This window comes from Streptomyces sp. NL15-2K (genome assembly GCF_030551255.1).
Classification (GTDB): domain Bacteria; phylum Actinomycetota; class Actinomycetes; order Streptomycetales; family Streptomycetaceae; genus Streptomyces.
Map to the genome: position 1 here is coordinate 11916635 of NZ_CP130630.1, position 22134 is coordinate 11938768.

Sequence of the window (22134 nt, forward strand, 5' to 3'; positions counted from 1 at the left end):
GTGACGCGTCCTTTCGTCGGCACACGATCAAAGTCGTCGACCGATGCGGGATGCGACTCGGGAGAGCCGGAACCAGTAGAAGCCGTGGCCGCCGAGGGTCAGCAGATACGGCAGTTCACCGATGGCCGGGAAACGGACCCCGCCGAACAGCTCGACCGGATGACGGCCGTCGAACTCGCGCAGATCGAGCTCCGTGGGCTGCGCGAACCGGGCGAAGTTGTTGACGCACAGGACGAGGTCGTCCTCGTACTCCCGCAGGAAGGCCAGCACCGCCGGATTGGAGGACTGGAGCTCGGTGAAGGAGCCGAGGCCGAAGGCGGGGTTCTGCTTGCGGATCTCGATCATGCGGCGGGTCCAGTGCAGCAGCGAGGAGGGCGACGCCATCGACGCCTCGACGTTGGTGACCTGGTGGCCGTAGACCGGATCCATGATCGTGGGGAGGTAGAGCCGCCCGGGATCGCACGACGAGAAACCGGCGTTGCGGTCCGGTGTCCACTGCATGGGGGTGCGGACGGCGTCCCGGTCGCCGAGCCAGATGTTGTCGCCCATGCCGATCTCGTCGCCGTAGTACAGGATCGGCGAGCCCGGCAGGGACAGCAGCAGGGCGGTGAACAGCTCGATCGTGTCGCGGTCGTTGTCCAGCAGGGGCGCCAGCCGCCGCCGGATGCCGATGTTGGCGCGCATGCGGGGGTCCTTGGCGTATTCCGCCCACATGTAGTCGCGCTCTTCGTCGGTGACCATTTCCAGCGTGAGCTCGTCGTGGTTGCGCAGGAAGATGCCCCACTGGCACTTCGAGGGAATGGCGGGGGTTTTGGCGAGGATTTCCGAGACGGGATACCGGGATTCCCGTCGCACGGCCATGAAGATGCGCGGCATGACCGGGAAGTGGAAGGCCATGTGGCATTCGTCGCCGCCACTGGCGTAGTCGCCGAAGTAGTCGACGACGTCCTCCGGCCACTGGTTCGCCTCCGCCAGCAGCACCGTGTCCGGATACATCGCGTCGATCTCGCGGCGGACCCGCTTCAGGAAGTCGTGCGTGGCGGGCAGGTTCTCGCAGTTGGTGCCCTCCTCCGCGTACAGATAGGGCACCGCGTCGAGCCGGAAGCCGTCGATGCCCAGGTCCAGCCAGAAGCGGAGGGCGGCCAGGATCTCCTCCTGCACCACCGGGCTCTCGTAATTGAGGTCCGGTTGGTGGGAGAAGAAGCGGTGGAAGTAGTACTGCCCCCGGACGGGGTCGAAGGTCCAGTTGGAGGCCTCGGTGTCGACGAAGATGATCCGCGCGTCCTGGAACTGTTTGTCGTCGTCGGCCCACATGTAATAGTCGCCGTACGGACCGTCGGGGTTCTTGCGCGATTCCTGGAACCACGGGTGCTGGTCGCTGGTGTGGTTCATGACGAAGTCGATGATCACACGCATGCCGCGCTGGTGCGCGGCGTCCACGAACTCCACGAAGTCGGCGAGGTCACCGAACTCGGGCAGCACGGCGGTGTAGTCGGAGACGTCGTAACCGCCGTCCTTGAGGGGTGACTTGAAGAAGGGCGGCAGCCACAGGCAGTCGACGCCCAGCCACTGCAGATAGTCGAGCTTGGCGGTCAGGCCCTTGAGGTCGCCGACGCCGTCACCGTTGCTGTCCTGGAAGGAGCGGACGAGGACTTCGTAGAAGACCGCGCGCTTGAACCACTCCGGGTCCCGGTCCTTGGCGGGGGTGTCCTCGAAGGTGTCGTGGACGGGCTCGTTGACGGTCATGACGCGGGGGATCCTCCGATCTGCGGCGCGGCGGGCGACCGCTGGACGCGGAACACGTGCGCGGGCGCCCGACCGGGCTCCAGCCGCACGTAGTTGTTCCGGCCCCAGTGGTAGGTCTCGCCCGCCAGCTCGTCGTGCACGGACAGGGGCTCGTGCCAGTCCAGGCCGAGCTGCGGCATGTCCAACGAGACCGTGGCCTCCTGGGCGCGGTGAGGATCGAGGTTGGCGACCACCAGCACGGTGTCCGCGTCGGTGCGTTTGCTGTACGCGATCAGGGCGTCGTTGTCGGTGTGGTGGAAGTGGATGTTCCTGAGCCGTTGCAGAGCGGGGTGGCGGCGTCTGATCGTGTTCAGCCGGGTGATGAGGGGGGTGAGGGTGCGGCCTTCGCGTTCGGCGGCTTCCCAGTCGCGGGGTTTGAGCTGGTACTTCTCCGAGTCGAGGTACTCCTCGCTGCCCTCCCTGATCGGGGTGTTCTCGCACAGTTCGTAGCCGCTGTAGATGCCCCAGGTGGGGGAGAGGGTGGCGGCCAGTACGGCCCGTGCCTCGAAGGCGGGGCGGCCGCCGTGCTGGAGGTAGGCGTGCAGGATGTCGGGGGTGTTGGTGAAGAAGTTGGGCCGCATGTAGGCGGCCGCTTCCCCGGAGAGTTCGGTGAGGTAGTCGGTCAGTTCCTGCTTGCTGTTGCGCCAGGTGAAGTAGGTGTAGGACTGCTGGAAGCCGATCTGGGCCAGGGTGTGCATCATCGCCGGGCGGGTGAACGCCTCGGCCAGGAAGATCACGTCGGGGTCGGTGCGGTTGATGTCGGCGATCACCCGCTCCCAGAAGACGACCGGTTTGGTGTGCGGGTTGTCGACGCGGAAGATCCGCACCCCGTGGTCCATCCAGTGCCGCAGGACGCGCAGGGTCTCGGCGATCAGGCCGTCCATGTCGGCGTCGAAGGCGATGGGGTAGATGTCCTGGTACTTCTTCGGCGGGTTCTCCGCGTACGCGATCGTGCCGTCGGGGCGGTGATGGAACCACTCGGGGTGTTTGTGTACCCAGGGGTGGTCGGGGGAGCACTGCAGGGCGAAGTCCAGCGCGATCTCCAGCCCCACCTCGCGGGCTCGGGTCACGAAGTGGTCGAAGTCCTCGAGGGTGCCCAGGTCGGGGTGGACGGCGTCGTGGCCGCCCTCGGGGGAGCCGATGGCCCAGGGCACGCCGACGTCGTCGGGTCCGGCGGAGAGGGTGTTGTTGCGGCCTTTGCGGAAGGTGGTGCCGATGGGGTGGATCGGGGGCAGGTAGACCACGTCGAAGCCCATGGCCGCAATGGCGGGCAGGCGGCGGGCGGCGGTGCGGAAGGTGCCGTGCGGGCGTTCGGGGGTGCCTTCGGAGCGGGGGAAGAACTCGTACCAGGAGCCGTACAGGGCGCGTTCGCGTTCCACCCGCAGCGGCAGGGTCTGGGAGGCGGTGACCAGTTCCCGCAGCGGATGCCGGGCCAGCACCGCGTCCACCTCCGGCGTCAACGCGGCGGCGAGACGCGTCGCGACCGGCAGGGAGTCGTCGCGCAACACCTCCACAGCCGCCAGCACCGCCGCCCGCGCCGGGCCCGCCGGGACTCCGGCCGCCGCCCGCTCGTACAGGTCGGCGCCCTCCTCCAGGACCAGCCCGGTGTCGATCCCGGCCGGAACCTTGATGCGGGCCGTGCGGCGCCACGTGGACAGCGGGTCGCTCCAGGCCTCGACGCGATACGTCCAGTTGCCCACGACGTCGGGGGTGACCTCGGCGCCCCACCGGTCGGTGCCGGGGGCGAGTTCCCGCATCGGCGTCCACGGGCCGTGTCCGCCCTCCGGGGCCGTCAGGACGACGTTGGCGGCGACCGCGTCGTGACCCTCGCGGAACACGGTCGCGGTGACCTCGAACGTCTCGCCCGCGACCGCCTTCGCCGGACGTCTGCCGCATTCCACGGTCGGCCGGACGTCTCGTACCGGGATGCGGCCGATGGCCTGGGTCGAGCTCACGCATCTCACCTCCGTCGTGCTCGAGGCCGGGCCCGTGGCACGGCCGGTGATCCAAGCTGCGCCGGAAGGCCTCTACCTCCCCGCGGGGGAACGCCGGTCCGTCGCCGGAGGGCCGCGTCGGCCGCCGGCACGCGTGCGGGGCCGCTCGTCCTCCTCCCGGAGGTAGGCGACCAGACTGGTGCACAGATACCGTTCGGCGGCGTCGGCGGCCTCGCGCGCGCAGCGCTTCCCCATGAGCACACAGAGCGTGTAGCCCGAGTCCTCGAAGGTGGCCCGGATCCTGCGATCGTCGGGGGCCGCGAGCATCATGCGTTCCCACGCCCGGTACCGCCGCAGTTGCCGGGCCACTTCGGCTTTGGCCGGTAGCAGCATGGCGCCGTTCACCTTCCAGGGCTCGATGGCACGTCTCCCGACCGTCGGGCGGCGGCCGTGCGCGGCACGCACGGGTCCGTTACGGGCATCGAGGTCTTCACACATGGTGCACGCATGGCGACTCAGCGTCTTGTTGGAGCTTCAACCACCTCGGTGGTGCGCTCGTGTTGCACGTATGGCGTACGACCCCCACTCTTGAGGTGACTCAGAAGCGATCAGTGCTCACGCTTCGTGTTCGGGGCCCCGGCCCCGCAGGGGGCGAGGGGAAGCGAGAGCTTCGCCGGTGAGGAGCCAACGACGATGAAGACCGCATCGCCCTGCTACTACCACCTCGACGTGGAGGTCAGCCCGGAACGGGTCGGGCAGGTCAGCCGCATCCTGGCCGCTCACCTCCGGTACTGGGACCTGGAGAACCTGGTCGAGCCCGTGTGCCACGGCGCCGAGCTGCTGCTGAAGGCCATCGACGAGCATGCCACGGACAAGAGTGCGTCGATCGAGATGTGGTGGAACGGCCAGCACCTCATCACCGCCATCGGTGAGAACGACTGCGAGCTGCGCCCGGACCAGGACCTGCGTGGCTGCCTGGAACACATCGCCGCGATGAGCGACGGCTGGGGCTGCTGCGCCACGGACACCGGCAGCAAGGTCATCTGGTTCTCGCAGCGCGCCCGGGCCGGCGAACGCGTCCCGCTGGTGCCGGTGGCCCCCGCGCCCAGCCTGCGCGAGGGGCTCCAGGTGCCCCGCGAGATGCCCGTCGCGGCCCTGGCCGGGCCCACGAGCACACCGGACGGCGTCCTCCAGGACGCGCGGTGACCGCGCCATCGCACCGGAAAGGGGTGCCCGTCTGGAGCGGGCACCCCTACGCGTTGGGCGCCGCCCACGACGGCAAGGGCACCAACTTCGCGCTGTTCAGCGAGGTCGCCGAACGCGTCGACCTCGTCCTCTTCGACGACGACGGCCGCGAGACGCGGGTGCCGATGACCGAGGTCGACGGCTTCGTGTGGCACTGCTACCTGCCCGGGATCGGCCCGGGGCAGCGTTACGGCTACCGGGTGCACGGGCCGTGGCAGCCGGCCCTGGGCCAGCGGTGCAATCCGGCGAAGCTGCTCCTGGACCCGTACGCCCGGGCGGTGGACGGGCAGGTGGACAACCACCCCTCCCTCTTCGAGCGGACGCCGGGCGGCCCGTCCCCGGCCGACAGCGCCGGGCACACCATGCTCGGCGTGGTCACCGACCCGGCCTTCGACTGGGGCGACGACCGGCCACCGCGGCGGCCGTACGCCGACAGTGTGATCTACGAGGCGCACGTGCGGGGACTCACCCGCACCCACCCCGACGTCCCGCCCGAGCTGCGCGGCACCTACGCCGGTCTCGCGCACCCCGCGGTGGTCGAGCACCTCACCTCGCTCGGCGTGACCGCGGTCGAGCTGATGCCGGTGCACCAGTTCGTGCAGGACGGCGTGCTCCAGGACCGCGGCCTGTCCAACTACTGGGGCTACAACACCATCGGCTTCTTCGCGCCCCACAACGGCTACGCCGCCCACGGCACCCGCGGCCAGCAGGTCACCGAGTTCAAGTCGATGGTCAAGGCCCTGCACGCGGCCGGGCTCGAAGTGATCCTCGACGTGGTCTACAACCACACCGCCGAGGGCAACGAGAGGGGCCCCACCCTGTCCTTCCGGGGCATCGACAACGCCTCGTACTACCGCTTGGTGGACGGCGACTGGGAGCACTACTACGACACCACCGGCACCGGCAACAGCCTGCTGATGCGCCACCCCTACGTGCTGCAACTGATCATGGACTCGCTGCGCTACTGGATCACCGAGATGCACGTCGACGGCTTCCGCTTCGACCTCGCGGCCACGCTGGCGCGGCAGTTCCACGAGGTGGACCGGCTGTCGGCGTTCTTCGACCTGATCCAGCAGGATCCGGTGATCAGCCGCGTCAAGCTCATCGCCGAGCCGTGGGACGTGGGCGAGGGCGGCTACCAGGTGGGCAACTTCCCGCCGCTGTGGTCGGAGTGGAACGGCAAGTACCGGGACTGCGTACGGGATTTCTGGCGCGGCCGGCCGCACACGCTCGGCGAGTTCGCCTCCCGGCTGACCGGCTCCGCCGACCTGTACCAGCACAGCCGGCGCCGCCCCCGCGCCAGCGTCAACTTCGTCACCGCGCACGACGGTTTCACCCTGCGCGACCTCGTCTCCTACAACGACAAGCACAACGAGGCCAACGGCGAGGGCAACCGGGACGGCGAGAGCGACAACCGCTCCTGGAACTGCGGCGCCGAAGGCGAGACCGAGGACCGGGCCGTGAGGGATCTGCGCGCCCGCCAGCAGCGCAACTTCCTGGCCACGCTCCTGCTGTCGCAGGGCATCCCGATGCTCTGCCACGGCGACGAACTCGGCCGCACCCAGCGCGGCAACAACAACGCCTACTGCCAGGACGACGACATCTCCTGGATCGACTGGCGGCTCACCGACGAACAGCGCGCCCTGAGTGACTTCACCCGGCACCTGATCCGGCTGCGCGCCGAGCACCCCGTGCTGCGCCGGCGCCGCTTCTTCCGCGGCGAGACCGTGACGCACGCCGGCCAGCCGCTGCCCGACCTGGTGTGGCTGCTCCCGGACGCGCGCGAGATGAGCGACGAGGACTGGCAGCGCTCCGACGCGCACTCGGTCGGCGTCTTCCTCAACGGTGACGCCATCGCCGAACCCGACCCGCGCGGGCGCCCCGTCGTGGACGACTCGTTCCTGCTCCTGCTCAACGGCTACTGGGAGCCGGTGGACTTCCGGCTGCCGGACGTCAGCTACGGCGAGCGCTGGACCACCGTGATCGACACCGCCGAGCCGCACGGCGCCGACGAGTCGGAGCACAAGGCCGGTACGGAGCTGACCGTCGAGGCGCGCAGCCTGGTGCTGCTGTCGAGGCCGTCTCGTAGCGGCCGGTGACGGTGGGGGTGTGTCCGGCCGGCGGATCATGCCGCAGTGGCGCACGCCCGACTGCGTCCGGTAGGGCGCCGCCGTTTTCCCGCGACCCGATCCGCCGGACGGGCCATGGGCCCTGCCGTCCCCTTCCCACCCGCGCCGCGGCGCCATGCACGCTCCGCCCGTGCCAGGGGCCTTCATCGCGGGGCCGCGGCGCCCGCCCTCCGGGCGGACGACAGGAAGCGCCGGACAGGCTCTAGCGTTCGCGGCGCGAGGTCACCGTGAACTGCGCGCCGTCCGGGTCGCGCAGCACGGCCTCCTCGCTGCCCTTCGACAGGACGCTGCCGCCGTGCACCTCGGCGGCCCGCGCACAGGCCGCGATGTCCGTGACCGCGAAGTGGACCTGCCAGTGCGGCCGGATCGTGGGGTCGGGAGCCGAGCCCAGGGCGCCCGACTCGATCCGGGCCACGATGTCACCCCGGCTGCGCAGCACGACCTCGCCGCCCTCGTAGTGGACCTCGCAGCAGCCGGGACGGTCCGACGCCCAGTCGAGGACCTCGCCGTAGAAGATCGCGGCGTCGAAGGCGTCGCGCGTGTGGAGCCTGATGAACGCCGGCTGTGCCTGGCGCCAGGTCTCCCACTTCGCGTTGAGCTCGCCCTCCCAGATACCGAAGGTCGCACCGTCCCGGTCGGCCAGCAGCGCCGCCCGCCCGGGCGGGAAGGACAGCGGCCCGACCGCCGTCGTACCACCGCGCTCCTGCACCCGCGCCACGGCCTCGTCCGCGCTGGGCACGGCGAAGTAAGGCGTCCAGGCCACCGCCATCGACCACATGGTGGCGACCGCGGCGATCCCCGCCACCGGTGTCCCGTCGGCCAGCGCGACCCGGAAGTGGTCGCCGAGCTTCGCCCGCTGCCACTGCCAGCCCAGCACGGCCGTGTAGAACGCCTCCGTCGTCTCGAGGTCGCGGCTGGTCAGACTGACCCAGCAGGGCGCGCCGAACACGGAGCGTGTGGACAGGATGTCCTTGGTGGCGCTGGGGGGTCTCACGTCGTAGTTCATGACAGTCCTGTCCTGCTCTCGCCGGCCGGGGGCCACGGGTCTTCTCCTCCCAGTGTCCGACCGGAACCGCTCGGGGCGCCTGCCGAGTACCCCGGTGGCGGTACCGAAACGGTGGCCCGTCCGCGTCCCGTCCGGTGGCGCGCGCTCGGACGAGTGACAGGATGGATGCGTGTCACCACTACCGCACGAGCCGGACGAGTCGGACCGCATCTTCGAGCTCCAGGAAGAGGTCGACCAGCTCAAGGAAGCGGTCGCCTCGCACGCCGTCGTGGACCAGGCGATCGGCATGGTCGTCGCCCTCGGCAGGGTGACGCCGGACCAGGGCTGGGAAGTACTGAAGGAAGTCTCCCAGCACACCAACATCAAGCTCCGCAACGTGGCGGACCTGATACTGATCTGGGGGCGGAGCGGGGACATGCCCCCGGAGATCCGTGCCGAGCTGGAAGACGCCCTCGACCGCTACGGTCCGACGCAGATTCCGGGCGTGCCGCCGCCGGAGTGACGGCGGCGGAGTGACCGCGGTGGAGTGACGGCGGTGGCGCGGCTCACCGGGCCTCGGTGAGGATCTCCTCGCGCAACCGGTCGAAGCAGCCGCTGAGCAGCCGGGAGACGTGCATCTGCGAGATGCCGAGCTGCTCCGCGATGTTGCTCTGCGTCATGCCCCGGAAGAAACGCAGGTAGAGGATGGTCCGCTCGCGCTCCGGCAGCGCCTCCAGGCAAGGCCGGACGGCCACCCGGTCGACGACGATGTCGAAGGCGGGGTCCGGGCCGCCGATCGCGTCCCCGAGGGCGTACCCGTCGGTGCCGGGCATCTCGGCCTCCAGCGACAGCGCCGTGAAGCACTCCAGCGCCTCCATGCCGGTGCGCGCCTCGCTCTCGCTCATGCCGGCGTGCCGGGCGATCTCGGCCACCGTCGGCGCCCGTCCCGGCGTCGTCTGCGACAGCTCCTTCGCGGCCTGCCGGACCCGGTTGCGCAGGTCCTGCACCCGGCGCGGCACGTGCAGCGTCCACATGTGGTCACGGAAGTGCCGCTTGATCTCACCGGTGACGGTCGGCACGGCGTACGCCTCGAAGGCACAGCCGCGCGCCGGGTCGTAGTGGTCGACGGCTTTGACGAGACCGAGGGCGGCCACCTGGTACAGGTCCTCGAGGGACTCGCCGCGCCCCCGGAAGCGGACCGCGATCCGCTCGGCCATGGGCAGCCAGGCCTCGACCAGCTCGTCGCGGAGCGCCTTGCGCGCGGGGCCCGCGGGCATCCGCGCGAGCCGTTCGAAGTCCGAGGCGGTGTCGGGGGCGTCGTCGTGCGGGTGCGGCTTCGTCTTGCCGGTGACAGGCATGCCGCGCACCTCCCTCAGCAGGTGCTCGATGGACAGACACCGTGGGAGGCGCGGGCGCGGATCAGGGGAGAACACCCCGGGGCCCCGGCGAGCGGGTCTCCCACGGACGGTGCCTCCTGTCCGAAGCACTGAAGTGGGCATTCCCGGAGGCGACGAAGATGAAACAATTCCGGCAATACGGGCAGATTGTGATTTGACCGTCTCTTGGGTTCGTTACCTCTGCTACAGAGCTAATGTCGAGGACGTGGAATCGGAGACCTTCCCGGAGGAACTCGCCGACGCGCTCGTCGGCGTCCAGCGGCTGATCCGGCGCCGGGTGCGCCGGGACATGCCCGACCCGCCCCTGCGGAGCGCCGAGGTGGAACTGCTGCGCCTGGTCGTGGACCGGCCCGGCATCGGCATCTCGGACGCCGCCAAGGATCTGTACCTGGCGAGCAATTCGGTCTCGACGCTGGTCAACCAACTGTCCCGGCAGGGCTACCTGGTCCGCGAGACGGACCCGGCCGACCGGCGTGCCGCACGACTGCTGCCGACCCCGGCGGCCGAGACCAGGCTGCGCGAGTGGCGCAAGCGGCGCGCCGAGCTCGTACGGCACCAGGTGTCCCGTCTCGACGAGGCGGACCGGGAGGCCCTGCGCGCCGCCGTACCGGCCCTGCGCAAGCTGGCCGTCACCCTGCACGAGGAGGCCGAGGACTCATGACGCCGGATGCTGCAGCGCGGGACGTGACGGCCCGGCCGCCGTCCGGGCGGGCCGAGTCCGTCGCCTGCACCCAGCTCGCCTACTCCTTCGGCGAGACGAACGCGGTCGACGCGCTCGACCTGTCGGTGGGGGAGGGTGAGGTCTTCGGGCTGCTCGGCCCCAACGGCGCCGGCAAGACCACGGCCATCCGCTGCATCACCACCCTCCTGCCGGTCCCGCCCGGCATGATCCGTGTCTTCGGCCGCGACGCCGCCGAGGACGCCATGGCCGTACGACGCCTGCTGGGGTACGTGCCACAGCAGCTGTCCGCCGACGCCGGCCTCACCGGCCGGGAGAACGTCGCCCTGTTCGCCCGGGTCTTCGACGTGCCCCGCCGGGAACGCGCCGAGCGCGTCGGCCAGGCCCTGGCGGCGGTCGGCCTCACCGACGCCGCCGACCGGCTCGCCGGCACCTACTCCGGCGGCATGATCCGCCGCCTGGAACTCGCCCAGGCCCTGGTCAGCGCGCCCCGCCTGCTGATCCTCGACGAACCGACCATCGGTCTCGACCCGATCGCCCGGACCGGCGTGTGGGAGCACATCAACGCCGTCCGCGCGGCCACCGGCATGACCGTGCTGGTCACCACCCACTACATGGACGAGGCCGACCAGTACTGCGACCGGGTCGGCCTCATGCACCGGGGCCGTATCCGGGCCCTCGGCACCCCGGCCGAGCTCAGGCAGGGGCTCGGCGATCGCCGGCGCGCCGCGGGCGCGGCGGCCACGGACTCGCTGCCGACGCTCGAGGACGTCTTCCGCGACATCGCCGGCAGCGGCCTCGACGACCAGTCAGGAGATTTCCGCGATGTCCGAAGCACCCGCCGCACCGCCCACCGCGTCGGCTGACCGCTCCCGAGAAGGCGGCATCGACCTGCTGCTGCGGCCGCCCGAGCCCCGCGCGGGATGGCGGCTGCTGCCCGCGCGGGTGGCGGCGATGTGCGCCGTCGAGCTGCAGAAGCTCAGCCACGACCGCACCGAGCTGTACACCCGGGCGGTCCAGCCGGCTCTCTGGCTGCTGATCTTCGGTCAGACCTTCACCCGCATCAAGGCGATCCCCACCCCCGGCATCCCCTACATCGACTACCTGGCCCCCGGCATCATCGCCCAGTCGGCGATGTTCATCGCCATCTTCTACGGCATCCAGATCATCTGGGAACGCGACGCCGGCGTCCTGAACAAGCTCCTGGTCACGCCCACCCCGCGCTCGGCGCTGATCACCGGCAAGGCCTTCGCGGCCGGGGTGAAGTCGCTGATCCAGGCCGTCGTCGTCATCGTCATCGCAGCCCTGCTCGGCGTGGCACTGACCTGGAACCCCCTCAAGCTGCTCGGCGTCGCGGCGGCGGTGATCCTCGGGTCCGTCTTCTTCTCCTGCCTGTCGATGACCATCGCCGGCATCGTGCTCAGCCGCGACCGGCTGATGGGCATCGGCCAGGCGATCACCATGCCGCTGTTCTTCGGCTCCAACGCCCTGTACCCCCTGTCCGTGATGCCGGGCTGGCTCCAGACGGTCAGCAAGGTCAACCCCCTCAGCTACCAAGTGGACGCCCTGCGCGGCCTGCTCCTCGGCACGCCGGCGCATCTGGCACTGGACTTCGCGGTACTCCTGGTGGCCGCCGCGCTCGGCATCACCGCCGCCTCTTCCCTGCTGGGTCGCCTGACCCGCTGATCACGCTCCGGAACGTGATGTGCGGCACGCGCCCGCACCCCGCCCCGGGGCCCGACGGCGGATTCTTCCTGCGCACGGCTTGATCACCGATCAAGAGGACGAATTCGCTGGCCACAGCGCATTCCGCTCATTTGACAGTGCACTGAGCACAAAGATAGGAAGCAGCTCTCTGAGGTCGAGAGGTGGACTGTGTACGAGCCGAACGTGGTCGGGGACTGGCACGAGTACGACGAGCATGCCGGTTTGCGTGTCCGCGTCCACCGTCTGGAAGCGGCCGAGCCGCCGCGCGGCCGGGACGACGCGGCCGAAGGGCTGACGTACTTCAGGGTCCGTGTGACCATCGAGAACCGAGGCAGTCAGCATTACGGCATCCACCTGGAGGACGGCCAGATCGACGTACGGATCGGCCCCGACGGGGAGAGCGCCTTCATCGACTGGCGCAACTCGCAGTTCATCGAGGGCTTCGACGTCTATCCGCTGCGCCGGGCGACCGCCGTGCTGTACGCGGCCGGCCCGGAGGCGTCCCTGGGCCAGGTGGACATCCAGATCCAGCTGCGGGTCGACGACGAGTGGGCCGACCGCCGGCTGTGGGCGGGCGGCATCGGCCTGCACGAGGGGACCGGCGGCGCCTCCACCCAGCCGGGCGCGGGGCGGGAGAGCCTGGCGCACCAGGTGAGCAACTTCCTGCGCGACCAGGCGGAACCGGGCACCGGCACGGCCTGACGCCGGGGCCTGAGGCCGGCCTCGCGATCTCGACTGTCCGCCTTGTGACCGGGTCTCGCGCTCCAGCGCTGCGATCGGTCTCGCGCCGGGCCTCGCGTTCTCGCTGCAGCCTCAAGACCGGCCTCGCGCCGGGTCCTGACGCCGGGGCCTCGCGCTCTCGTCTGCCCGCCTGACGATCGGCTCTCGCGCCGGGTCCCGACGATCGGCTCACGCCCCGGCCTGACGATCGGCTCACGCTTCGGCCGGACGACAGGGTCTCGCGACTGCGCCTGGCGGCGGGGTCTCGCGTTCCAGCCCCGCGACTGGCCTGGCGCCTCAGCTTTACACCCGGGCCCCGTACCCGCGCCTGACGGTGGGCCCGTGCCAGCGCCTGGCGGCGGCGCTCCGTGCCGCGCCCCGACGCCGGGGCCTCGTGCCAGCGCCCCGGCGCCCCAGGCCGCGCCTGACGCAGTGCCTCAAGTGCTCGTCCGGCGTCCGCGTCAGTGCGGGATGCCGTCGATGATCTCGCGGGCGCCCTGCCGCAGCAGGGCCACGGCGACCGAGGTGCCGAGCGTGGCCGGGTCGAGTCGGCCGGCCCATTCGTGGGCGTTCAGGCGGGTCTTTCCGTCGGGGGTGAAGACACAGGCCCGCAGGGAGAGTTCGCCGCCGCGGTCCACGCGCGCGTACCCGGCGATCGGGCTGTTGCAGTGGCCCTGCAGGACGTGCAGGAACATCCGCTCGGCCGTGGCTTCCCGGTGCGTGTTCGGGTCCCCGAGCGCACTGACCACGTCGATGAGCTCGGTGTCGCCCTCGCGGCACTGCAGGGCGAGGATGCCCGCGCCGATCGGCGGCATCATCGTCTCGGGGGAGAGGATCTCGCTGATCACGTCACGCCGGTCGATGCGCTCCAGGCCGGAGACCGCGAGCAGCAGCGCGTCCGCCTCGCCGGCCGCGAGCTTGGCCAGACGCCGGTTGGCGTTGCCGCGGAACGGCACGCACTGCAGGTGCGGGTGGGTGGCGGCCAACTGTGCGACCCGGCGGACCGAGGAGGTGCCGATCCGCGTTCCGGCCGGAAGCTCGTCCAGGGTGAGTCCGCCCGGGTGGACGAGGGCGTCGCGGATGTCGTCCCGCTCCAGGAACGCGGCGAACGTCGTGCCCGCGGGCAGCGGCCGGTCGGCGGGCACGTCCTTGACGCAGTGCACCGCGAGATCCGCCTCGCCGGCCAGCAGCGCGGCGTCCACCTCCTTGGTGAACGCCCCCTTGCCCTCGACCTTGGACAGATCGCCCATCCACTTGTCACCGGTCGTCTTCACCGGCACGACCTCGGTGCGCAGCTGGGGATGAAGGGCCGTCAGCTCGGCTCGCACCCGCTCCACTTGGGCGAGCGCCATGGGCGAGTCACGGGAGACGATACGGATCAGTTCGGGGACGGACATGCGGACACGATAGACCTTCGGGGTGTGTTCTCGTGCCGTACCCATGGGGATCGGGCGCGGGCGACCAGCCGTGGAGGCCCTGTGGTCCCGCGGCCCGCGCCCGATCCGGCGGCAGGTCAGGCGTTGGGGTCGAACGCGATCCCGGACGGCTTCGCGGCCGCCAGGTGCGGGTTGAAGTTGCCGTCCTTCAATCCGAAGTTGGCGCTGCCGAAGTCGTACGCGCTCAGCTTGTCGCGCACGCCCGCCGGGTAGCCGTTCCAGCCGACCAGCGGCGGGTACTGCCAGGTGCCCTTGTGGTTCTCCGGCGGCTCGTCGCCCGCGCCCGCCAGGCGGAAGCAGTGCGTGCTGACGCCGTCCTTGTGGTAGACGATCTTCGCGTGGGTGCCGTCGAAGCGGACCGCGGAGGCCGCGCTCACGGTGAACGAGCCATGGTTGGACGTCGACACGTACTTGACCTGGTTGTCCTGCACCCACACCACGACGTGCTCGAAGTCGTGCCGGTGCCCGCCGATGCCGCTGCCGGCGACGGCCTGGTCCTTCTCGAAGTACAGGCCGTACATGTAGGCGCACCAGCCGTTGTTGCACTTGTAGCGCGAGTAGCTGTTGGTGTTGTCGAGGTCCGAGGCGTCGCGGCAGTCGCCGTTGAGGGCACCGGAAGGGTTGAGTCCGCCGTTGACCGTGCCGTCGGGGCCGATCGCGGGAGTGGGGTAGCACCCGTCGGTGTCGTAGTCGAAGGCCGGCTGGTAGGTCTTCTCGGCGGCTTCGGCGTTGGCGGGCAGGGCCCGTGGCGGGGCGGCGAAGGCGACGGTGGGGAAGGCTACGACGAGGGCGGCGGCGCCGGCCAGGCCGGTGAGCCATCTCCTGCGGTGAGCCTTGAACGGCGGTGACGACACCGCGTCCTCCTCTTGGTCCGGGCGCAGCCCAACGGCTGTGGGGGGAAAGGGAGTTCAGCTTGCCGACTTTTCATGTCCGCGCCAAGAGGGTGCAGGCGTCTCTCTGGTTACGGCCGCCCCAACAGTTGGACCTTGACGGACGATCAGGCCAGGTCGTCCGGCAGATCAGCCGCCGACTCCTCGGGCGTGAGGTCCGGGCGCAGCCGTAGCCACGAAGGCTGGCGCAGCATCCCCGCCCGGGTACGGGTGCTGTAGCGGACCTCACCGACCAGCCGCGGCAGCACCCAGTGCGCGCCCGCCACCGGCGGGACGGGATCGAAGGGGCACACGTCCGTCTCGGCGGCCCGCAGCAGCGCGGCGAGTTCGGTCCGCTCCGCGTCGCTCCAGCCGGTACCCACACCCCCGACGTAGCGCAGGCGCCCGGCGGCGCGCTGGCCGACCAGTACGGCGCCCGGCAGCCCCGTGAGCCGTCCCTTGCCCGGCAGCCAGCCGCCCACGACGACGTCCGCGCTGCGCATGTTCCGGATCTTGATCCAGGCCCGGGAGCGAACCCCGGGCTCGTACACCGAGTCCAGCCGCTTGCAGACCAGGCCCTCCAGGCCGTGCTCGCGGGTGGCGCGCAGGGCCTGTTCGCCGTGGCCGACGAGGGCTCCAGGGATCGACCAGTGGGGGCCGGCCGGGCCCAGCTCCTCCAGCACTGCGCGGCGCCGGATGTAGGGGAGCTTGAGCAGGGACCGTTGCCCCAGGTGCATCACGTCGAACAGCACCAGATGGACGGGGACCTCTGTCGCCCGGCGTGCCGCCCTTCCGGCCGCGTGGACCAGGCCCATACGGGACTGCAGCAACTGGAAGTCGGCACGGCCCTCTTCGTCCAGGGCCAGCACCTCGCCGTCCAGCACCGCCGGTGTGGCGCCGAGAGAACGGCCCAGCGGCCCCAGTTCGGGATACGCGGCGGTGACGATGTCCCCGGACCGGGCGCGCAGCACCAGGCTGCCGTCCCCGGGGAGATAGACCACCACCCGCTGGCCGTCCTGCTTGGTCTCGTAGGCCCAGCGCGCGTCCTGCGCGGCGGGCGGCAGGGTGCCGGGCGTGGCGAGCATGGGAGGGATCAGCGGGAGGCTCACGGGTCAGTTCTCGACGGCACCGCTCACCCGCACGCCCGCTTCCCGCCGGTTTCCCCTGAACGGCGCCGTCCGGACAGGCCCGTCCTCAGGTCACCGAGGGTGCACCGGCCGGCGATTCCGCGGCCACCTGGTGCGTGGCCGCCGTGACCTCGCTCCGCCGGCCGGGGATGAACGCCGCGATGGCGAAGGCGAGGAGCGCGGCCCCGGCGCCGATGGCCATGACCGTCTTGAAACCGTCCTCGGACGGCAGGGCGTAGCCGCCGAGGTCGATGGTCATCTGCGCGAGGATGACACCGGCGATGGCACTGGCCACCGACGTGCCGATGGAGCGCATCAGGGTGTTGAGACTGTTCGCCGCGGCCGTCTCGCTCGCGGGCACCGCGCCCATGATCAGGGCGGGCATCGAGCCGTACGTGAAACCGATGCCGGCGCCGATCACGCAGGAGACCATCACGAGGTGCCAGACCTCGGACATCAGCACGATGTTCAGGCCGTAGCCGCAGGCCACGATCAGCGCACCGATCATCAGCGTCACCTTGGGGCCCTTGGCCTTGGAGACGGCCGCCGAGACGGGTGCCGTGGCCATCATCACCAGGCCGGAGGGTGCCATGACCAGGCCGGCGGTCAGCAGGGACCTGCCGAGGCCGTAGCCGGTCCGGGTGGGCAGCTGGAGCAGCTGCGGCAGCACCAGCGACATCGCGAACATCGAGAAGCCGACCGCCACCGAGGCGAGGTTGGTCACCAGCACCTGACGGCGGGCGGTGGTGCGCAGGTCCACCAGCGGCGCCTCGGTGCGCAGTTCGTACCAGCCCCACGCCAGCAGGACGAGCACGGCGGCGGCGAACAGGCCGAGGGTGGTGCCGTCGGTCCAGCCCCAGTCGCCGCCCTTGGAGATCGCCAGCAGCAGACAGACCAGGCCCGCCGCCATGCCGATGCCGCCGACCAGGTCGAAGCGGCCGCCGGTGCGCACCTTCGACTCCGGGACGAAGGCCGGGACGAGCACGAGAGCGACCGCGCCCATGACGGCGGAGGCCCAGAACAGGACGTGCCAGTCGAAGTTGTCGGCGATCAGCGCGGCCGTGGGCAGGCCCAGGGCGCCGCCGACGCCGAGGGAGGCGCTCATCAGGGCGGTCGCCCCGGCCAGCCGCTCGGCGGGCAGCTCGTCGCGCATGATGCTGATGCCGAGCGGCACGACACCGGCCGCCAGCCCCTGCAGAGCACGGCCGACGATCATCGGGACCAGGACGTCGCTGAGCGCGCACACCACCGAGCCGGTCACCAGCATCACGACGCTGATCTGGAGCATGCGGCGCTTGCCGAACATGTCGCCGAGGCGGCCGACGACGGGTGTGGCCACGGCCGCCGCCAGCAGCGTCGCGGTCACCGCCCACGCCGTGTCGGAGGACGGGGCGTCCAGGAGCCTCGGCAGGTCGGGGACGATCGGGATGACCAGGGTCTGCATCAGCGAGACGACGATTCCGGCGAAGGCCAGCACCGCCACCACGGCGTTCGAACTCGGCGGTGCGGCATCCCCCGCGTCGGCGGGTCTGGCGAGGGCGTCGGACATGGCGGAGCCTCCGAAGGCGCGGTGAAGGAGTCAGGAACTCGAGCGAGCGTAAGTCAGCTGCTTGACTTACCTTAATGGCAGGGTCCGCGTGACCGTGACGTGGTTCAAGGGCAGGCGTCGGCCCGCATACAGGGCCGTACAGGAGGTGCGGTTGCGTAGGCTTCCGTCACCGGAAAGCGCCGCTGAGGCGGCGGAGCCGCGGCGGCTCGAGGGGCTGGCCGTCGCGGGAGTGTCCGAAGCCCCGGTGCGGTGGTGATCATGGCGGGCAGGACGGTGCGGGCGGAACAGGTCAGCGCGACACGGGGGCTGATCCTGACCGCGGCGGAGCGGCTGTTCGCCGAGCGAGGCGTGTACGCGGTGTCCAACCGTCAGGTCAGTGAGGCCGCCGGGCAGGGCAACAACGCCGCGGTCGGCTACCACTTCGGCACCAAGGCCGACCTCGTGCGGGCGATCATGCGCAAGCACGCGGCAGGGATCGAGGAGATTCGCGCCCGGCTGCTGGCCGCGACCGGCGACTCCACGGACGTGCGCGACTGGGTGGACTGCCTGGTGCGCCCGGTGTCCGAACACCTCGCGGCGCTCGGCAGCCCCACTTGGTACGCCCGGTTCTGCGCCCAGGTGATGACCGACCCGGCACTCCAGGAGATCATGGTGGAGGAGTCCCTGTCCTCCCCGTCCCTGCGGCAGATCATCGAGGGGCTGAACCGGTGCCTGCCCGATCTGCCGGCCGAGGTCCGTGCCGAACGCGGCGAGATGGCACGTCATCTGATCGTGCACATGTCCGCAGAGCGGGAGCGGGCCCTGGCGGAGAACACCCCGACGCCCCGTTCCAACTGGCACGACGCCACCACGGGCCTGGTGGACGCGATCGTCGGCATGTGGCTGGCGCCGGTCACCCCGACCGTTACTTGAGTTAGGCAAGCAGGGCGGTAGGGTGAGTCGCATGTACGGCAGCACCCGTGAGAAACCGGCGCTCGCCCGCGGGGCCGGCCAGCACCTCCTGATCATCGTCGAAGAGCCGGACGTCGCCGAGCTGCTCTCCACCACCCTGGAACTCGCGGGATACCGGATCAGCGTGGTCGGCACCGGATCCGAGGCCCTGGCGCGGCTCGCGGAGCGTCGGATCGACCTGGTGGTCGTCGACGCGGCGCTGCCGGACGTGGCAAGTCTCGATCGGAACCGGCCGGCTGTCCTCGACCGTCCTCCGGTGCTGGTGCTGACGGCGTACGACTCCCTGGACCGGCTCGTGCCCGAACTGGGCCTGGGAGAGCGGGACTACGTCACCAAGCCCTTCCGTGTGGCCGAGGTCCTGGCCAGGGTGGAGGTCCTGCTGCGCGCCAGGCGTGCCGGACGGCCCCGGAACACCGCGCTGGAGTACCGCGATCTGGTGCTGGACGACACCCTGTGCGAGGCGCGGCGCGGGACGCGGGCGCTGGATCTCACGCCCGCCGAATACCGGTTGCTGCGCCATCTCCTGGTCAACGCGCACAGGGTGCTGACCAAGGAGCAGATCGGCCGGTACATCTGGGGTGACTTCCACGGCGACAACGCGATCGAGCAGCTCGTCTCCCGGCTGCGGCGCAAGGTGGACCGGGACGCGCCCGTACTGATTCACACTCGCCGGGGTTTCGGCTACTGGCTGGGGCTCGCCGACGGAGAGTCCTGAGGCCCTGGCTGAATGTGCTGCCGCCTCCTCAACTTGCTTATCAGGGTGTGATCTGAGTCACGTCAGCCTTCTGTCAGGAAACTGACGGCAAGGCGTCAGCCCCCTCTGTTTGCATGTGTGCATCGAGGCCTCGACGACTTCACCCCGGCGCTCCGCCATCGAGCGGAGCCCCCCACCCCGAGGAGAACCATGACCGACACCCTGACCGACGCCACTCCCGAGGCGGCCGCAACGGTCCCCGAGTTCCCGATGGCCAGGGCGGCGGGCTGTCCCTTCGACCCGCCCCCGGCCCTCCAGGCCCAGCAGGACGAGGGACGACTCGTCAAGGTCCGCCTCTGGGACGGCAGTACGCCCTGGCTGGTGACCCGCTACGAGGACCAGCGAGCCCTGCTCCTCGACCCCAGGGTCAGCGCCGACATCACCAGCCCCGGATACCCGCTCCAGGCGCCCAGCAACGGCAAGAACAACATCAGCTTCATCCTGATGGACGACCCGGAGCACGCCCGGCTGCGGCGCATGGTGACGGCGCCCTTCGCGGTGAAAAGGGTCGATGCGCTGCGGCCCGGCGTCCAGAAGATCGTGGACGACCTGATCGACGACATGCTCGCCGCCGGCGGACCCGTCGACCTGGTGGAGGCGTTCGCCCTGCCGGTGCCCTCGCTCGTCATCTGCCAACTGCTCGGAGTGCCGTACGCGGACCACGACTTCTTCCAGGAGAACAGCAAGACCCTCATCAAGCGGGACGCGGCCATGGAGGACCGGATGGCCGCCCACGGAAAACTGATCGGCTACCTCGACGATCTGATGGGCCAGAAGATGACCCACCCCGGCGACGACCTGCTCTCCGGGCTCGTGGGGCGCGTCGAGTCGGGCGAGCTGTCCCGGCAGGAGGCCGCCCAGATGGGCGTGCTGCTGCTCCTCGCCGGCCACGAGACCACCGCCAACATGATCGCCCTCGGCACCCTGGCACTCCTCGAACACCCGGACCAGCTCGCCCTGTTGCGCGACACCGACGCCCCCAAGCTGGTCGCCTCGGCGGTGGAGGAGCTGCTGCGCTACCTGAACATCGTGCACGGCGGCCGGCGCCGGGCGGCGCTGGAGGACATCGAGATCGCGGGAGAGGTGATCCGGGCCGGCGAGGGCGTGATCATGCCGAACGACATCGCCAACCGGGATCCCGAGGCCTTCCCCGACCCGGACCGGCTGGACATCACGCGCGACGCCCGCCGGCACGTGGCCTTCGGCTTCGGCGTGCACCAGTGCCTGGGCCAGCCGCTGGCCCGCATGGAGCTCCAGGTCGTCTACAGCACCCTCTACCGCCGCATTCCGACCCTGCGGCTCGCCGCCGCGGTGGACAGCCTTCCGTTCAAGCACGACGGATCGGTCTACGGCGTCTACGAACTGCCCGTCACCTGGTGAACACCCGCCGATCCGTCACCCGGACCCCCAAACGGAAATCGAACGAGGTACAGAACATGCATGTGGAACTGGACGAGCCGAAGTGCGTCGCGTCGGGGCAGTGCGTGATGGCCGCCCCCGAAGTCTTCGACCAGCGGGACGAGGACGGCATCGCCTTCGTCCTGGACGACAAACCCCCGGCGGACTCCCTCGACGACGTGCGCGAAGCGGTGGCCATCTGTCCGGCCGCCGCCATCCGGCTGGTCGAGCGATGAGGAGGATCGTCGTCGTCGGGGCCTCGGCCGCCGGGCTCGCGGCGGTCGAGACCCTCCGCCGCGAGGGCTACGACGGCACGCTCACCCTCGTCGGCGACGAGGCGCTGCCTCCGTACGACCGGCCGCCCCTGTCGAAGCAACTCCTGGCCGGAGAGTGGGACGCCGACCGGCTCCCACTGCGCACCCCCGCCGACCTGACCGCCCTCGACCTCGACCTGCGGCTCGGCGTGGCGGCGACCGGTCTCGAACTCACCGAGCGCACCGTCGCGTTGGCCGACGGCCGCGAAGTGCCGTACGACGGGCTGATCGTGGCCACCGGGGTGAGGCCGCGCCGGCTGCCCGGAGAAGGCGCGCACGTGCTGCGCACGCTCGACGACGCCCTGAGGCTGCGGGACCGGCTCGCGCCGGGGCGGCGGCTGGTCGTGGTGGGCGCCGGTTTCCTCGGCGCGGAGGCCGCCGCCGTGGCCTGGCGCCTCGGAGCCAGGGTCACCCTCCTCGAACCCGCCCCGGTACCGCTGGCGCATGCCGTCGGCACGGAGGTCGGTGAGGTGCTGACCCGGGCGCATCTGGACCGGGGCGTGGACCTGCGCTGCGGGGTCACCGTGACCGAGGTGACCGAGGGCGGGGTGCGGCTCGCGGACGGCGAGTCGGTCGAGGCCGACGAGGTGCTCGTCGCCGTCGGCTCGCAGCCGAACACCGAATGGCTCGACGGCAGCGGACTGCCCCTGGGCGACGGCGTGGTCTGCGACGCGTACTGCGAGGCCGCCTGGGGGTCCCCCCGGCCGAAGGCTGGGGGAGTGTACGCGGCCGGTGACGTCGCCCGCTGGTACAACCCGCTGTTCGGGGTGTCGATGCGCATCGAACACCGCGCCAACGCCGCCGAACAGGGCATGGCCGCCGCCCGCAACCTGCTCCGCCCCGAGGCGCGCAAGCCGTTCGCCCCGGTGCCGTACTTCTGGTCCGACCAGTACGACATGAAGATCCAGGCGTACGGTTTCCCGCGCGGCCATGACGAGGTCGCCGTGGTGGACGGGGACCTGGCGGAGCGCCGCTTCGTCGCCGTGTACCGCACCGGCGACCGGGTGAGCGGAGCCCTCGCGGTCGGCATGCCCCCCAAGGCCGTCCGGCTGTGGCGGCAGGCGATCGCGGCCGAAGCCAGGTGGCACGAGACCGTGCGTCGGCGTCGCCCTCCGGGTAGCGATTTCCTTCAAATTACTTGAGTTACGCAACAAG

21 protein-coding genes are annotated in these 22134 nt (G+C 70.7%); 12 read left to right on the forward strand and 9 right to left on the reverse strand.

From position 1 onward, the window contains the following. Positions 1–27: 27 nt before the first annotated feature. The 3 genes from treS to Q4V64_RS52260 form a co-directional block, all read right to left on the reverse strand. Positions 28–1746, reverse strand: a complete 1719-nt coding sequence (treS, locus tag Q4V64_RS52250; protein WP_124445511.1) for a maltose alpha-D-glucosyltransferase — start codon at positions 1744–1746, stop codon at positions 28–30. Continuing rightward, positions 1743–3740 carry an alpha-1,4-glucan--maltose-1-phosphate maltosyltransferase gene (locus Q4V64_RS52255; protein WP_124445512.1) on the reverse strand — a complete coding sequence of 666 codons (1998 nt, stop codon included), beginning with the start codon at positions 3738–3740 and terminating at the stop codon, positions 1743–1745. The genes treS and Q4V64_RS52255 overlap by 4 nt, the downstream gene beginning before the upstream one ends. Before the next feature lie 72 nt (positions 3741–3812). Beyond that, positions 3813–4112, reverse strand: a complete 300-nt coding sequence (locus Q4V64_RS52260) for a DUF5133 domain-containing protein (protein WP_124445513.1) — start codon at positions 4110–4112, stop codon at positions 3813–3815. 300 nt (positions 4113–4412) lie between these two features. Here Q4V64_RS52260 and Q4V64_RS52265 point away from each other — a divergent pair, with 300 nt between their 5' ends. Continuing rightward, entirely contained in the window at positions 4413–4925 is a 513-nt protein-coding gene (locus tag Q4V64_RS52265; protein WP_124445514.1) for a pep a2, read from the forward strand. Further along, entirely contained in the window at positions 4922–7063 is a 2142-nt protein-coding gene (gene glgX, locus Q4V64_RS52270) for a glycogen debranching protein GlgX (protein ID WP_124445515.1), read from the forward strand. The genes Q4V64_RS52265 and glgX overlap by 4 nt, the downstream gene beginning before the upstream one ends. 232 nt (positions 7064–7295) lie before the next feature. Here the strand turns inward: glgX and Q4V64_RS52275 are convergent, their stop codons facing one another. Continuing rightward, a complete protein-coding gene (locus Q4V64_RS52275; protein ID WP_124445516.1) occupies positions 7296–8099 on the reverse strand; it encodes a VOC family protein in 804 nt (267 codons plus the stop codon). A gap of 169 nt (positions 8100–8268) precedes the next feature. Here Q4V64_RS52275 and Q4V64_RS52280 point away from each other — a divergent pair, with 169 nt between their 5' ends. Continuing rightward, positions 8269–8601: an ANTAR domain-containing protein gene (locus tag Q4V64_RS52280; protein ID WP_124445517.1), complete on the forward strand. Its 333-nt coding sequence runs from the start codon at positions 8269–8271 to the stop codon at positions 8599–8601. 43 nt (positions 8602–8644) lie between these two features. On the opposite strand, the gene Q4V64_RS52285 is transcribed toward Q4V64_RS52280, so the two are convergent. Next, positions 8645–9436: an RNA polymerase sigma factor SigF gene (locus Q4V64_RS52285; protein ID WP_124445518.1), complete on the reverse strand. Its 792-nt coding sequence runs from the start codon at positions 9434–9436 to the stop codon at positions 8645–8647. 244 nt (positions 9437–9680) lie between these two features. Between Q4V64_RS52285 and Q4V64_RS52290 the strand changes: the two genes are divergently transcribed. From Q4V64_RS52290 to Q4V64_RS52305, 4 genes are all read left to right on the forward strand, one after another. Next, positions 9681–10136, forward strand: a complete 456-nt coding sequence (locus Q4V64_RS52290; RefSeq protein WP_124445519.1) for a MarR family winged helix-turn-helix transcriptional regulator — start codon at positions 9681–9683, stop codon at positions 10134–10136. Beyond that, complete coding sequence (locus tag Q4V64_RS52295) at positions 10133–11020, forward strand: ATP-binding cassette domain-containing protein (RefSeq protein WP_124445520.1); 888 nt, start codon at positions 10133–10135, stop codon at positions 11018–11020. Before Q4V64_RS52290 ends, Q4V64_RS52295 begins: the two co-directional genes overlap by 4 nt. Continuing rightward, complete coding sequence (locus tag Q4V64_RS52300) at positions 10980–11840, forward strand: ABC transporter permease (RefSeq protein WP_124445521.1); 861 nt, start codon at positions 10980–10982, stop codon at positions 11838–11840. Before Q4V64_RS52295 ends, Q4V64_RS52300 begins: the two co-directional genes overlap by 41 nt. A 189-nt stretch (positions 11841–12029) precedes the next feature. After that, a complete protein-coding gene (locus tag Q4V64_RS52305; RefSeq protein ID WP_124445522.1) occupies positions 12030–12563 on the forward strand; it encodes a hypothetical protein in 534 nt (177 codons plus the stop codon). A 479-nt stretch (positions 12564–13042) separates the two neighbouring features. Here Q4V64_RS52305 and hemC read toward each other — a convergent pair whose 3' ends face one another. The 4 genes from hemC to Q4V64_RS52325 form a co-directional block, all read right to left on the reverse strand. Further along, positions 13043–13978, reverse strand: coding sequence for a hydroxymethylbilane synthase (hemC, locus tag Q4V64_RS52310; protein ID WP_124445523.1), 936 nt, complete (start codon positions 13976–13978; stop codon positions 13043–13045). A gap of 116 nt (positions 13979–14094) precedes the next feature. Then, positions 14095–14871 (reverse strand): NPP1 family protein, encoded by a 777-nt coding sequence (locus tag Q4V64_RS52315; protein ID WP_124445524.1) that lies wholly within the window; start codon positions 14869–14871, stop codon positions 14095–14097. Between the two features lie 143 nt (positions 14872–15014). After that, positions 15015–15995: an ATP-dependent DNA ligase gene (locus Q4V64_RS52320; RefSeq protein ID WP_124445525.1), complete on the reverse strand. Its 981-nt coding sequence runs from the start codon at positions 15993–15995 to the stop codon at positions 15015–15017. A gap of 85 nt (positions 15996–16080) precedes the next feature. Next, positions 16081–17562: an MFS transporter gene (locus Q4V64_RS52325; RefSeq protein WP_124445526.1), complete on the reverse strand. Its 1482-nt coding sequence runs from the start codon at positions 17560–17562 to the stop codon at positions 16081–16083. Between the two features lie 258 nt (positions 17563–17820). Between Q4V64_RS52325 and Q4V64_RS52330 the strand changes: the two genes are divergently transcribed. The 5 genes from Q4V64_RS52330 to Q4V64_RS52350 all read left to right on the forward strand — a co-directional run bounded on the left by Q4V64_RS52330 (position 17821) and on the right by Q4V64_RS52350 (position 22121). Next, a complete protein-coding gene (locus tag Q4V64_RS52330) occupies positions 17821–18474 on the forward strand; it encodes a TetR/AcrR family transcriptional regulator (protein ID WP_124445527.1) in 654 nt (217 codons plus the stop codon). A gap of 31 nt (positions 18475–18505) precedes the next feature. Continuing rightward, on the forward strand, positions 18506–19228 hold the full coding sequence (locus Q4V64_RS52335) for a response regulator transcription factor (RefSeq protein ID WP_124445528.1): 723 nt from the start codon (positions 18506–18508) through the stop codon (positions 19226–19228). Between the two features lie 189 nt (positions 19229–19417). Then, on the forward strand, positions 19418–20647 hold the full coding sequence (locus tag Q4V64_RS52340; protein ID WP_124445529.1) for a cytochrome P450: 1230 nt from the start codon (positions 19418–19420) through the stop codon (positions 20645–20647). Positions 20648–20703: 56 nt separating this feature from the next. Further along, the gene (locus Q4V64_RS52345; protein WP_124445530.1) at positions 20704–20901 is read left to right on the forward strand and encodes a ferredoxin; all 198 of its coding nucleotides are present in this window, start codon (positions 20704–20706) and stop codon (positions 20899–20901) included. Beyond that, positions 20898–22121 (forward strand): FAD-dependent oxidoreductase, encoded by a 1224-nt coding sequence (locus Q4V64_RS52350; protein ID WP_124445531.1) that lies wholly within the window; start codon positions 20898–20900, stop codon positions 22119–22121. Before Q4V64_RS52345 ends, Q4V64_RS52350 begins: the two co-directional genes overlap by 4 nt. The last annotated feature ends 13 nt before the right edge of the window (positions 22122–22134 follow it).